The following is a 13374-nucleotide window of genomic DNA, read 5'->3' on the forward strand; positions in this document are numbered from 1 at the left end:
ATGCCTGTCAGGTCGGCAGGGGAGTCGGTGGAATGTGGAACTCGTGCGACTGTCCAGCGCCGAGTTGCACGGACTCTCCGTTCACGCCCACCCGCACCGGCACCCGGAAACCTTCGACTTGTGCACACACCGACAATGTCTCGCCGGAGATCTGTACCCGCAGCGGAGTGCCCCGATACCGCATCGAGAACGACACCCCATCGAGATGGGGAAGCAACCGCGGTCGGAACACCAGCACACCGCCGTAGATCCGGGCACCGACGAAATAGCGCTGCACCAGATCCAGAGTTCCGGCCATCACCCCCATGTGGATGCCCTCCTTGGTGGTGCCGCCCTGCAGGTCGCTCACATCGCTTTCGAGTGCCACCTTGAACCGCTCCCAGGAGGATTCGGGATCGAACCCTGCCAACACACCCGCATACGCGACGAAACTGAGCGTGGATCCGTGCGAGGTGCGTTCGTCGTAGTATTCGACCGTGCGCCGCACCAGATCACGGTCGTACTCGTATCCGAGACGATCGAAGATCGACCGCAACTCGTGGTCGTCGAACAGGAAGAACAGCATCACCGCATCGGCCTGCTTCGACACCTTGTACCGATTGGGGTCGAGCCCCTCGGCCCGCAGGATACGATCCATCCGCTGAATGTTCGGATACGAGGCGCGGTAATGCTCCCAGTCGATCTCGTCGAGCTTCTCGTAGCCCTCGAATTGGCTGATCACCCCATCGTGAAATGGGACGAACATCTTCCGGCTCATCGCCGACCACCGTTGCAGTTCTTCATTCGTCACCCGCAACGTGGCACGCAGCGCCGTCTGCCGACTCATCGACAGGAGGTCGAGTATCTCGATCGCCTTGGCCGCGATCCACGCCACCATCACGTTCGTGTACGCGTTGTTCGGCAGGCCAGGTGCTTCGGAATCAGGTCGGCGTTCATGGAACTCGTCGGGACCCATCACGCCGTGGATCTCGAAACGGTCCCGCTCCGGGTTGTACTCGGCGATCGACGCCCAGAACCGGGCGATCTCGAGCATCATCTCGGCCCCGTGATCGGCGATGAAGTCGAAATCGTCGGTTGCCTGGTAGTACCTCCACACGTTGTAGAAGATCGCCGCACTCACGTGCCGCTGGTTACGGCTCAGATCCGGATCCCACTGACCCGACAGCGGATTGAGATGGACGAGCTGAGTCTCCTCCGTCCCGTCGGAGCCGCTCTGCCACGGGTACATCGCACCCCGGTACCCGGCGTCGGATGCTGCAGCCTGCGCTTCTGCCAACCTCCGGTACCGGTACATGATCAGCCCCTTGGTGACCTCCGGAATCCTCAGATCGAGGAATGGATACACGTACAACTCATCCCAGAAGACATGTCCGCGATAAGCTTCGCCGTTGAGACCGCGGGCAGGGACACCCGCATCCAGCCGAGAGGTATGGCGCGAACACACCTGCAGGACATGCGCGACGTGCAGTCTCAGCAGCAATTGGGTCCGCGGCTCCCGCGGTAGCCGGATATCGCAGATGTCCCACAGCTCGTCCCACGCCGCCCTGTGCTCCAGATAGGCGCCGGCGAAATCCGGATACCGCAGTACATGTCGGCCTGCGGAGGCGAGCGGCTCGGTGATCGCGTCGTCGCGCGAGGTGAACATCGAGACGATCTTCTCGACGCGGATCGCGTTCCCCTCTGCAACATCGAACGCCAAGACCTGCTGGATGTAGTCCTCCATCTGATAGAGGTCGCGCTCGACATCGGCGGGTTCGGCATCGCCGACGAACACTCGGGTGCGCGCGGCCTGTGCGATGTAGATGTCCGATTGCCGGATCTGCACTTTCAGCGCGATGGTGTCCGGACCGAATGTGCGCGGCGCTACAGGATCGAGGTGACGGCCTTCGAGATCGCGGTAGCGGGCCACCGCACGGTTGGTCACACGGCCGTCGAGTGCCGAGACGATCTCGACGCGACCCGACCAGTTCTCGGGTGTGAGTGTCCATTCCAGGGCACCCTGGTGCGAGTGCGCCATACTGACGAAACGTCGGCTACGTAACGAGGTCTCGCGCCCCTTCCGGTCGCGCACGCGTAGTTCTCGGATGACCGTCGCAGTCCGGATATCGTACACATGCCGGTACGACAGCACGTCGACGTTCGACAGCCGGATCGCGTCCTCACCGTCGATCCGCAGTTTCAGAACGAGCCAGTTCGGGAGATTGACCAGATCCTCGTTGAGGACGGGACTCCCACCGATGATCGTCGTCTCACGGTTGTAGCAGCGATGTGCGTATGTGCCCGGGTAATGGACCTCGCCCATGTCCTCCCACTCGGCGGTGCCTCGGGTACAGAGGTAGCCGTTGCCGGTCGAGGTCATCGATTCCCGAAGGCCCTCCGCTTCGGGATCGAACCCGTCGTACTCGAGGCTGAACTCGGGGTCGTACACGGACTACCTCCTGGCGATCGAGCCGCTCGGCTACCTGCTTGTCAACAACCCAACTCGGACAGGAAGCGTGCCACGTCGTCCACCGACGCGAGGCCGAATTCGGCTGCGGTGACCCGATCCTGCATCTCCGGATCGTCGGGGCTGCCCACGAGAATCCCGATTCCGGTGCCGCGGACAGCAGTGAATGCATCCTCGTCGGTGATGTCGTCGCCGAGGTAGATCGGGATGATGTCGTCGGAGTCGAGGCCGAGTACATCGATCAGGTGAAGGACGGCCTTGCCCTTGTTCCAGTCGACCGCGGGCCGCAGCTCGTACACCATCTTCCCGGGAATCAACTCGAGCCGATCCGGCAGTTCCTCGAGCAACGCATGGACGACATCATGTGTGTGTCGACGTGCCTGCGGTCCGGCGTTCCTGTAGTGCACGGCCACCGAAGCGCGCTTCGGTTCGAGGCTCACTCCGTCCGTGTCGGCGAGCCGTTCACGCAACGAGGCGGTGGTGTCGGCGACGAGCTCGGTGAAATCACCGAGGGAGTCGGGGGAGATCGCACCCTGGCCGGGCTTCCAGATGTCGAAACCGTGGCTTCCCGCCACGGTCAGGTCGTCGATGCCCATCAATTGCTGGACGACTGCTCGGTCGCGGCCGGTGACGATGCAGACGGGGCAGCGGTCGGCCAATGCACGGACTGTACTGCGCATGGTGGTCGACAGGACTGCATCCTCGGGCCTGTCGACGATAGGCGTGAGCACGCCGTCGTAGTCGAGGAAGACTGCGGGCTTGCGTGTGCCCAATCGGCGCGACAGTGCTGCCGAGTCGAGCGCCGACGGGAGGCCCCCCACCGTCGATGCGGGATCCATCTCGGGCGAACCTCCTGTGGTGCGGGTACTGCTTCGAACCGTACAGGCACCGGGTGAGTGGGTCAGTGGATGGGGCGTCGCCAGTGCGCTTCGTCCGAGGTCAGGTGTGCACGCACGTGTTCGGCCGCCTCCAGATTGCGGAACGGGCCCGACAGCAAGTCTGCGTAGACGTGCGACGGCGCCACACTGCGCAGCGGTCGCGAGCGATCCATGCGGTCGAACACCACCGACGACCACGGAATCGCGACTACCACGTCGCCGCCGCGGTCCACGGGCCGTAAGCCCAACGCGCCGGCGAAGTCGTCGGGATCGTCTGCGTACAGCTCGAGCACATCGGATTGTGCGTAGTCGGTGGCGCCGACACCGCTGAGGGCGTAGGTGAGGTCGATTCGCTCGGAGAGTTGGTTTCGGACGATCTCGAGGCCGTCCGGCGCGGTGAAGCGCCGGGTTGCGCACATCTTCCGTTCTGTCGCCCAGGCACGCAGCATCTGTTCCCATCGCACTTCGGTGATGCTGCCGCGGGGGATGCGTCGGATGAGCTCGCGCTCGACGAGCACCTCGACCACGCGGTAGGTGGCCCCGGTTGACGCGCCGGAGAGTTTGATGAGTTCGGGCACCGTCATCTCGCCGGAGTGGTCGGCCAAGGCACGAACCACCCGGTCGGACGGTTCTCCGGTCAGCACGCCCGAGGGCCGGCCCGGGCCCCTCCACGGATCGGCGTCGGCTCCGCGATTGCGTACCCACACAGCGGGCCGAGATGCCACCAGAGTGAGATTTCCGGTGGCGTCTGCGTAGGAGATCCCGTGTTGATCGAGCTGGCGGCGCACGGGATCGGACAGGTAATGCGCGCACACGAAGCCGCGGTCGGAGTCGGAGAGTTCGGCGGTGATGCGCGCGATGTCGCCGCTGAGTACCCCCCGGGAGGCGATGATCGCGAATGACACCGATTCGCCTTCGGGGGAGGTGACGACCAATCGTTGAGGCGCCTCGGGGGAGCGGGGCCTGTCGCTGGACAGTGTCCATCCGAGGGGCAAGCACGCCTCGAGACAGACCGACGCGCGGCGGTAGATATCGATCGGCCGTTCCGGCTTGGGCCCGGCAGTTGCAGGCGTATCGGAGGAGTCCTGTTGCGTCACATCCGTCACGCTAGCAGTCTGTACGGGACGGAATACCGAATTAAACGAAATCTGCGGTGCTGTCACCCACATCACATCGGCACAAGCCGCAGGATCGAGTAAGCGCATGCGCTAACTTCATCGACATGAGTGACACCGCGCGCCGAATCGCATTCATCCAGGCCACATGGCATCGCACTATCGTCGACCAGGCAAAGGACGGCTTCACCGACGAGATCGTCGAGCTGGGGTACACCAAGGACTCGCTGGATTTCTTCGAGGTTCCGGGCGCATTCGAGATCCCTCTGCATGCTCAGCGTCTCGCACGCTCCGGCCGATACGACGCGATCGTGGCGGCCGGCCTGGTCGTCGACGGCGGCATCTACAGGCACGATTTCGTGGCGACGGCCGTGATCGACGGTCTGATGCGCGTGCAGCTGGACACCGATGTTCCCGTCTTCTCGGTTGTGCTCACCCCGCACCATTTCCACGAGCACTCGGAGCACGTCGACTACTTCACGCGGCACTTCGTCACCAAGGGGGCGGAGGCGGCGCGGGCTGTCGACGCGACCGTGAAGGCATTGCGCGCGCTTCCGGCAGGGCAGTAGCGGCCCGTCGGAAGCCACGTTCGGTAGGGGAGCAGAACCCGCAGCCCTTAGGGAATCTCGAGACTCCGGGGTAGACGTCTGCAAGCATGAGGGTGACGCGGGTCGACAGTGGCCCGCTCGCTTGCATAAAGAGACAGCCATCGCGACAACCGGGAAGTATTCCGAACTATACGGAAAACCTGAATAAACAGAAATCACCCCGTCCTCATGCACAAACCTCACCACTGACAACGACGAACCCGGGCCGTCAGTGTTCCTCTGTCCGCCCGGGGTCGGCCGGCATCATCAGGGGCGCAACCACTGCCAGCAGCACCGCTGGAACCACGAACGATGCTGTGGGATGCGCGGCGTACAGCGGAGTGAGTACAACAGGTGCCAGGGCAGCGCCGCCGAAGCGAAACGCCAGAACCACCGAAACCGCGCCACCACGATTTCCTCCCGAGTCGCCGAGGACCGCAGCGTTCGCGGCGACCAGAACGCACTGTGAGGCAATACCAGCGGCGAACCACACTGCCGCGATGACACCGATGCTTCCCAACGTCCCTGCCGCGACAAGCAGGGCGGCGCCGGAGACCGCACCGATGAGCACCGAGCTGTGAGCGCCGATCCGGTCGATGAGTGTTCCCACACGACGAGCTGTGAGAATCCCTGCCAGACCGAACACCGTCAGTAGTGCACCTCGACCTGCAGGGGAGAGGCCGAAGTCGTCTTCGACACGGAACGCCAGGAGAAACCCCAGTCCTCCGAGCGCGCCGAATCCGAGGAGAGCGACAACTCCCGTTCGGAGCACTCGTGGACGCAGAGCATCACGAAGCCGAGCCGGACCTTCCTCGGCTTCATCCATACTGTCGGGCAGACCGATCACAGCGAGGACGACTGCAGCGACGGCGAGCACGACGAACGCCCACCGCCAATTCACCTCCGCCGCGAGCCCGCCGATGAGCGGCGCTGTCGTCTGTCCGGCCGCTTGCATCGCACCGAACAGGCCGAGCGCACGCCCGAGGGACTTGCGTGGAGTGATCGCAGCCAGGGCTGCGAGCAGCAGGGGTGTGGTGAAAGCATTTCCCGCGCCCTGCAGCATGCGAGCGCCGATCAACAGCGAGAATGTCGGCGCGAGCGCCGCAGCAATCGAGACCGACGCGTACACGACGTAGGCAGCACGGACAGTCCGCAGTCGGCCCCAGCGCGCACCGAGGGTTCCGGAGAACAGCATGAACACGGCGAACACGCCCAGGTACGCGGTGACCGTCGTCGCGGCAACTCCGGCAGACACCCCGGTGTCCTCCCCGATTTCGGGCAGCATCGACACGACGAGGCCCCCACCGAACGGACCGAGAAAGCCACCGACGTACAGTGCTGCGCGCTGGAGCGAGTCGCGATATCCGCTCACTGAGCGAACCCGCCGGGGCCTCTCCGTTTGAGGTATCGCTCGAATTCAGCCGCGAGGGCGTCTCCGTCGATCTTGGCAATCACGTCGGAGATGTCGGTCTCGGCGTCACCACGTTCCTCCAGGCCGCGGACGTAGTCGGCGATGTCCTCGTCGTCCTCGGTCATCGAGGTGACCGTCTCTTCCCATTCTTCGGCGAGCGCGGGAAGCTCACCGAGCGGAACCTCGACGTCGAGGACGTCTTCGAGGCGTCGCAGCAACGCGACCGTGGCTTTTGGGTTGGGCGGATTCGACACGTAGTGAGGGACAGCGGCCCAGAAGGACACGGCGGGGATGCCTGCGCGAACGCAGGCATCCTGCAGAACCCCGTTGATGCCTGTCGGTCCTTCGTACCGCGACTTCTCGAGATTGAACTGCTTGGCCGCGTCTGCGCTGTACGCCGTGCCGGTCACCGGTACCGGGCGGGTGTGCGGGGTGTCGGCGAGGAGCGCACCCAGCACCACGACCGTGTGGATTCCCAGGTCGTCGACGAGTTCGAGGATCGCATCGCAGAAACTGCGCCAGCGCATGTTCGGTTCGATGCCGCGCAGCAGCACGACGTCGCGGTCGCTCCCAGGCGGGGAGCACGCGGACAGGCGGGTTGCGGGCCACTCGATCTGCCGGGTCACGCCGTCGACGAGGCGCACCTGGGGGCGGTTGACCTGGTAGTCGTAGTATTCCTCGGAGTCCAGCTCGGCGAACGGTTCGGCGTCCCAGATCAGTTCGAGATGCTCGACAGCCCCGGTCGCAGCGTCGCCTGCGTCGTTCCATCCCTCGAACGCGGCGACGAGCACCGGGTTGCGGAATTCGGGAACAGCCTGCTCCGGGGTCTCAGGATACTCACTTGCACTCACCCGTCCAGCCTACGGCGGAGCGCGGTTTGTGCGCCCACTACTCTGGTTGCCATGTCCACCCCACTGAACTCTGCCTTGTTCGATGCGTTGAAGCAGCGCGTTGTCATCGGAGACGGGGCGATGGGCACCATGTTGCAGGCTGCGGATCTGTCGCTCGACGACTTCCGCGGCCTGGAGGGGTGCAACGAGATCTTGAACGAGACTCGTCCCGATGTGATCAAGGGGATCCACCGGGCGTACTTCGAAGCCGGTGCCGACATCGTTTCGACCAATACTTTCGGCTGCAACCTGCCCAACCTCGCGGATTACGACATTGCCGACCGCATTCGTGACCTCGCCGAGCGCGGTACCCGACTCGCGCGTGAGGTCGCGGACGAGATGGGGCCCTCTGCCGACGGTGTAGCTCGGATGGTGCTCGGTTCGATGGGTCCTGGCACCAAACTCCCCACCCTCGGCCATGCGCCGTTCGCCGTATTGCGAGACGCCTACAGTGAAGCCGCGCTCGGAATGCTCGACGGTGGTGCCGACGCAATCCTCGTGGAAACCTGCCAGGACCTGCTGCAGGCGAAGTCCGCGATCATCGGCAGTCGCCGCGCGATGGACCGGGTCGGCCGTCGGATCCCGATCATTGCCCACGTCACGGTGGAGACCACAGGGACGATGCTGCTCGGTTCCGAAATCGGAGCCGCGCTCACAGCGCTCGAGCCGCTCGGTATCGACATGATCGGACTCAACTGCGCCACCGGTCCTGCCGAGATGAGTGAGCACCTGCGGTATCTGTCACAGCATGCCCGGGTGCCTGTGTCGGTGATGCCGAATGCGGGGCTGCCCGTGCTCGGCAAGAACGGTGCGGAGTACCCGCTGCAGCCCGGTGAACTCGCGGAGGCGCTCGCCGGGTTCGTGTCCGAGTTCGGGCTGACCCTGGTCGGTGGGTGCTGCGGTACTACGCCGGAGCACATTCGCCAGGTCGCTGAGGCGGTGCGTGCAGTTCGGCCGGCGAAGCGGGAACCGGAGCACGAGCCTGGTGTGTCGTCGCTGTACACAGCGGTGCCGTTCGAGCAGGACGCGTCGATCCTGATGATCGGTGAGCGCACCAACACCAACGGGTCGAAGGCTTTCCGTGAGGCGATGCTCTCCGCAGACTGGGAGAAGTGCCTCGACATCGCGAAGGATCAGATCCGCGATGGGGCGCACATGCTCGACCTCAACGTCGACTATGTGGGTCGCGACGGGGCGATCGATATGTCAGAGCTGGCGTCACGGTTCGCGACGTCGTCGACATTGCCGATCATGATCGACTCGACCGAACCGGAGGTGATCCGGGCCGGTCTCGAGCATCTCGGTGGCCGGTGCGCGGTGAACTCGGTGAACTACGAGGACGGGGCCGGCCCCGGATCGCGGTTCGAGCGGATCATGACGCATGTCGTCGAACACGGCGCGGCGGTGGTGGCGCTGACGATCGACGAGGAAGGACAGGCCCGCACCGCGGAGCACAAGGTGCGGATCGCCGAGCGCCTGATCACGGATCTGACGGAGAATTGGGGGCTCGATCCGGACGACATCATCGTCGATGCGTTGACGTTTCCCATCTCCACCGGTCAGGAGGAGGTGCGACGCGACGCGATCGAGACCATCGAGGCGATCCGCGAACTGCATCGTCTCCATCCGCGGGTGCACTTCACCCTGGGTGTGTCCAATGTGTCGTTCGGTTTGAATCCGGCGGCGCGGCAGGTCCTCAACTCGGTGTTCTTGAACGAGTGCACGGAGGCCGGTCTCGATACGGCGATTGTGCACGCGTCGAAGATTCTGCCGATGGCGCGGATTCCCGAGGAGCACCGGCAGGTCGCGCTGGACCTGGTGTACGACCGGCGCAGTGAGGGTTATGACCCCTTGCAGAAGCTGATGGAGTTGTTCGAGGGTGTCTCGGCGGCGTCGGCGCGGGAGTCCCGCGCGCAGGAGCTTGCGGCATTGCCGCTGTTCGAGCGGCTGGAGCGGCGGATCGTCGACGGTGAACGCAATGGTCTCGAAGCCGATCTCGACGAGGCGATGAAGGAGGTGCCGCCGCTCGAGATCATCAACGACACTTTGCTGTCGGGGATGAAGACGGTCGGGGAACTGTTCGGGTCGGGGCAGATGCAGCTGCCGTTCGTGTTGCAGTCCGCCGAGGTGATGAAGGCTGCGGTGGCGCATCTCGAGCCGCACATGGAGTCGACGGGCGACGACGGTAAGGGCCGGATCGTGCTGGCGACCGTCAAGGGCGATGTGCACGACATCGGGAAGAACCTCGTCGACATCATCCTGTCGAACAACGGATACGAGGTGGTCAACCTCGGGATCAAGCAGCCGATTGCGACGATCCTCGACGCGGCGATCGACAAGCGTGCCGATGTCATCGGAATGTCCGGTCTGCTGGTGAAGTCGACCGTGGTGATGAAGGAGAACTTGGAGGAGCTGAACTCTCGGGGTGTTGCCGAGCAGTTCCCGGTGCTTCTCGGTGGTGCGGCTTTGACGCGTAGTTACGTCGAGAACGACCTCGCGGATGTGTACGCGGGTGAGGTGTCGTACGCGCGCGATGCGTTCGAGGGTTTGTCGTTGATGGATCGCGTGATGGCGATCAAGCGTGGTGAAGGACCGGATCCGAACAGCCCGGAAGCGCTCGAGGCCGCGCGCAAGGCGGCTGAGCGCAAGGAGCGGCACGAGCGTAGTAAGCGCATTGCGGAGAAGCGCAAGGCGTCGGAGACGCCGGTGGTCATTCCGGCGCGCAGCGATGTGCAGGCGGACCTGCCGGTGCCTGCGCCGCCGTTCTGGGGCACGCGGGTGGTCAAGGGCATCGCGTTGGCCGAGTATGCGTCGTTGGTGGACGAGCGGGCGTTGTTCCTGGGGCAGTGGGGTCTGCGTGGGCAGCGAGCCGGGGACGGGCCGACCTACGAGGAACTGGTGGAGACGGACGGCCGGCCGCGGTTGCGGTATTGGCTGGACCGGCTCTCGACCGAGGGCATCCTGCAACATGCTGCGGTGGTGTACGGGTACTTCCCCGCGGTGTCCGAGGGTGATGAGGTGGTGATCCTGGCGGAGCCGCGGCCGGATGCGCCGGAGCGGTACCGGTTCACGTTCCCGCGTCAGCAGCGGTCGAGGTTCCTGTGCATCGCGGATTTCGTGCGGTCACGCCAGGATGCGCTCACTTCGGGTGAAGTCGATGTGTGGCCGTTCCAATTGGTGACGATGGGACAGCCCATCGCGGATTTCGCGAACGAGCTGTTTGCGTCGAATTCGTATCGTGACTATCTGGAGGTGCACGGCATCGGTGTGCAGTTGACCGAGGCCCTGGCCGAGTACTGGCATCGGCGGATCCGGCAAGAACTTGCGTTCTCGGGCGGTGGTACCGCTGCCGATGAGGATCCGGACGAGGTGGCCGAGTATTTCAAGCTCGCCTACCGGGGTGCGCGGTTCGCGTTCGGTTACGGGGCATGCCCGGATCTCGAGGATCGGATCAAGCTCGTCGAGTTGCTCGAGCCCGAGCGGATCGGGGTGGAGTTGTCGGAGGAGTTGCAGTTGCATCCCGAGCAGTCCACCGATGCGTTCGTGTTGCATCACCCGGAAGCCAAGTATTTCAATGTCTGAGTTGATCAGCGAGGTGGCCACCGCGTCGCAGTCCGTGGGTGGGTTGCAGGCGGTGTTGTGGGATATGGACGGCACGCTGCTCGAATCGGAGCAGTTGTGGGACATCGGGATGCGCGAGTTGTCGCTGCATCTGGGTGGCCCGATGTCGGAGGCGACGCGGATCTCGACGATCGGCGGTCCGCTCGATCTGTCGGTGTGGCGCACATTCGACGGTCTGGGGCTGGAGCCGACTCCGGACGAGCAGACCGCCGCCGAGGATTGGCTCAACACGTACATGTCCGGGTTGTTCGCGCAGGGGTTGCCGTGGCGGCCTGGTGCGCTGGAGGCGTTGGGTTCGGTTCGGGCGTCGGGGCTGGGGCAGGCGTTGGTGACCAACACGGGTCGGGCGTTGTGCGATGTCGCGCTCGACACCCTCGGTCGTGAGCATTTCGATTACACGGTGTGCGGCGATGAGGTGCCTGCGGGCAAGCCGGATCCTGCGCCGTATCTACGGGCAGCGGAGTTGCTCGGGCTCGATCCGGCGCAGTGTCTGGCGGTGGAGGATTCGCCGACGGGAGCAGCAGCTGCGGATGCGGCGGGGTGCACGGTGTTGGTGGTGCCGTCGCTGACGACGGTGCCGACCTCGTCGAGGCGGGTGTTTCGTTCTACGTTGGAAAACCTGTCGGTGGTTGATCTGCACGCGTTGCACGCATCCGGGCGGCAGTGATCGTGGCGGTCCCGAAGATCGTCTTGTTCTACAAGTTCACGGCGTTGCCCGACCCGGAGGCGATCCGGTTGTGGCAGCACACCTTGGCGGCGTCGAACGGGTTGACGGGCCGGATATTGCTCTCCGAGCACGGCATCAACGGCACTGTCGGTGGTGATATTGCGGCGGTGAAGAAGTATGTGCGGGGACTACGCAGCTACCCGGGGTTTCGCGATATCGATGTCAAGTGGTCCGACGGCACGGGCGACGATTTTCCGCGGTTGTCGGTGAAGGTGCGTTCCGAGATCGTCACGTTCGGGAGCCCGGACGAGATCAAGGTCGACGAGTCCGGTGTGGTCGGCGGCGGGACGCACCTGTCGCCGCACGCCGTGCACGCGTTGATGTCCGAGCGCGACGATGTGGTGTTCTTCGACGGCCGTAACAGGCTCGAGGCGCAGATCGGGCGGTTTCGGGGTGCGGTGGTGCCCGAGGTGGACACCACCCGCGAGTTCATTGCGGAGTTGGACAGCGGCCGGTACGACCATCTCAAGTCGAAGCCGGTGGTGACGTATTGCACGGGTGGGGTGCGGTGTGAGGTGTTGTCGGTGCTGATGCGCAATCGTGGTTTCGAAGAGGTGTACCAGCTCGACGGCGGGATCGTCAGGTACGGAGAGGCGTTCGGTGATGCCGGTTTGTGGGAGGGCTCGCTGTATGTGTTCGACGGTCGGATGAATGTGGAGTTCTCCGAGGCGGCGGTGACGTTGGGCCGGTGTACGAGGTGCGGAACACCGACGTCGCGGTACCGCAACCATCCGGATGTCAACGGCCGTGAGTTGACGTTGGTGTGCGAGGAGTGTGTTCCGGACACGGCCGAGACCGGTTCCTGAGGTGGCCGGTCCGCCGTTGCCGGTGCGCGACGGATTGGGCCCCGATCGGCTCCGGATGCCGGCCGCGGGTGCCGCGCGCACGGTGCTCGGGTTCTTGCTCGACGCGCATCCGGAGGAGGATTGGCACGCCCGGATGGAGTCGGGGGAACTTGTCGACGAGCATGGACGGCCGGTCGATGAGCTGTCTCGGTTCCAGCCGGGCCGGTTCGTGTATTTCTATCGGGAGCCGCCGCCGGAGACGCCGGTGCCGTTTGCGGTGGAGGTGCTGTATCGCGGTGAGGGCCTGGTGGTGGTCGACAAGCCGCATTTCCTGTCGACGATCCCGCGGGGTGCGCATATCCGGGAGACGGTGACGGTGCGGTTGCGGCGGGATCTGGATCTGCCGGATCTGGTGCCGGTGCATCGGCTCGATCGGATGACCGCCGGGGTGTTGTTGTGCACGAGTGATCCGGCATTGCGGCGTCCGTATCAGGCGCTGTTCGAGCAGCAACGGGTACGCAAGGTGTACGAAGCGATCGCCGGGTACCGGCCCGATGTGAAGTTTCCGCAGGTGGTGCGCACGCGGATTGTCAAACGGCACGGCGAGCTAACCGCGACGCAGGTACCGGGGGAGCCGAATTCGGAGACGCTGATCGAGCTGGTGGAGCATCGTGGGGACCGGGCGCGGTACCGGTTGTACCCGCGTACGGGTCGCACGCATCAACTGCGGTTGCATCTGATGTCGTTGGGCGTGCCGATCGAGGGCGACAATTTCTATCCGGTGTTCGTGCGCCGCGCGCCGGGGCAGTTCACCGCGCCGTTGCAGTTGTTGGCGCGCACTTTGGAGTTCACCGATCCGGTGAATGGAACGGTGCGTCGGTTCGACAGTGCGCGGAAGTTGTCATGGTGAGTGC

General features: G+C 64.5%; 10 protein-coding genes. 5 read left to right on the top strand and 5 right to left on the bottom strand.

Features of this window, described 5'->3' with window-relative positions; genetic code table 11:
- Positions 1 to 7: 7 nt before the first annotated feature.
- The 3 genes from ACTDXD_RS24290 to ACTDXD_RS24300 form a co-directional block, all read right to left on the bottom strand.
- Positions 8 to 2428, bottom strand: a complete 2421-nt coding sequence (locus tag ACTDXD_RS24290; protein WP_440124733.1) for a glycoside hydrolase family 65 protein — start codon at positions 2426 to 2428, stop codon at positions 8 to 10.
- A 41-nt stretch (positions 2429 to 2469) separates the two neighbouring features.
- Positions 2470 to 3285 carry a trehalose-phosphatase gene (gene otsB, locus ACTDXD_RS24295; RefSeq protein WP_440124734.1) on the bottom strand — a complete coding sequence of 272 codons (816 nt, stop codon included), beginning with the start codon at positions 3283 to 3285 and terminating at the stop codon, positions 2470 to 2472.
- Positions 3286 to 3347: 62 nt separating this feature from the next.
- Positions 3348 to 4430 carry a helix-turn-helix domain-containing protein gene (locus tag ACTDXD_RS24300; RefSeq protein ID WP_440124735.1) on the bottom strand — a complete coding sequence of 361 codons (1083 nt, stop codon included), beginning with the start codon at positions 4428 to 4430 and terminating at the stop codon, positions 3348 to 3350.
- A gap of 116 nt (positions 4431 to 4546) precedes the next feature.
- Between ACTDXD_RS24300 and ACTDXD_RS24305 the strand changes: the two genes are divergently transcribed.
- The gene (locus ACTDXD_RS24305) at positions 4547 to 5008 is read left to right on the top strand and encodes a 6,7-dimethyl-8-ribityllumazine synthase (protein ID WP_440124736.1); all 462 of its coding nucleotides are present in this window, start codon (positions 4547 to 4549) and stop codon (positions 5006 to 5008) included.
- Between the two features lie 247 nt (positions 5009 to 5255).
- On the opposite strand, the gene ACTDXD_RS24310 is transcribed toward ACTDXD_RS24305, so the two are convergent.
- The gene (locus ACTDXD_RS24310) at positions 5256 to 6398 is read right to left on the bottom strand and encodes an MFS transporter (RefSeq protein ID WP_440124737.1); all 1143 of its coding nucleotides are present in this window, start codon (positions 6396 to 6398) and stop codon (positions 5256 to 5258) included.
- Complete coding sequence (locus ACTDXD_RS24315) at positions 6395 to 7288, bottom strand: PAC2 family protein (protein ID WP_440124738.1); 894 nt, start codon at positions 7286 to 7288, stop codon at positions 6395 to 6397. The genes ACTDXD_RS24310 and ACTDXD_RS24315 overlap by 4 nt, the downstream gene beginning before the upstream one ends.
- A gap of 51 nt (positions 7289 to 7339) precedes the next feature.
- On the opposite strand from ACTDXD_RS24315, the gene metH reads away from it, so the two are divergent.
- The 4 genes from metH to ACTDXD_RS24335 are packed head-to-tail and all read left to right on the top strand — an operon-like array spanning position 7340 to position 13370.
- Positions 7340 to 10909 carry a methionine synthase gene (gene metH, locus ACTDXD_RS24320; RefSeq protein ID WP_440124739.1) on the top strand — a complete coding sequence of 1190 codons (3570 nt, stop codon included), beginning with the start codon at positions 7340 to 7342 and terminating at the stop codon, positions 10907 to 10909.
- Complete coding sequence (locus ACTDXD_RS24325; protein ID WP_440124740.1) at positions 10902 to 11615, top strand: HAD family hydrolase; 714 nt, start codon at positions 10902 to 10904, stop codon at positions 11613 to 11615. The genes metH and ACTDXD_RS24325 overlap by 8 nt, the downstream gene beginning before the upstream one ends.
- A 2-nt stretch (positions 11616 to 11617) precedes the next feature.
- Positions 11618 to 12481 (top strand): oxygen-dependent tRNA uridine(34) hydroxylase TrhO, encoded by an 864-nt coding sequence (trhO, locus tag ACTDXD_RS24330; RefSeq protein WP_440124741.1) that lies wholly within the window; start codon positions 11618 to 11620, stop codon positions 12479 to 12481.
- A gap of 1 nt (position 12482) precedes the next feature.
- Positions 12483 to 13370, top strand: coding sequence for a pseudouridine synthase (locus ACTDXD_RS24335; RefSeq protein ID WP_440124742.1), 888 nt, complete (start codon positions 12483 to 12485; stop codon positions 13368 to 13370).
- Positions 13371 to 13374: the final 4 nt, after the last annotated feature.

Source organism: Rhodococcus sp. SJ-3 (assembly GCF_051918125.1).
Classification (GTDB): Bacteria; Actinomycetota; Actinomycetes; order Mycobacteriales; family Mycobacteriaceae; genus Rhodococcus.

Excerpts from the sequence above, each read along its gene's own strand:
- otsB (WP_440124734.1), bottom strand. The coding sequence starts at position 3,285 with ATGGATCCCGCATCGACGGTGGGGGGCCTCCCGTCGGCGCTCGACTCG.
- ACTDXD_RS24305 (WP_440124736.1), top strand. The coding sequence starts at position 4,547 with ATGAGTGACACCGCGCGCCGAATCGCATTCATCCAGGCCACATGGCAT.
- metH (WP_440124739.1), top strand. The coding sequence starts at position 7,340 with ATGTCCACCCCACTGAACTCTGCCTTGTTCGATGCGTTGAAGCAGCGC.
- ACTDXD_RS24325 (WP_440124740.1), top strand. The coding sequence starts at position 10,902 with ATGTCTGAGTTGATCAGCGAGGTGGCCACCGCGTCGCAGTCCGTGGGT.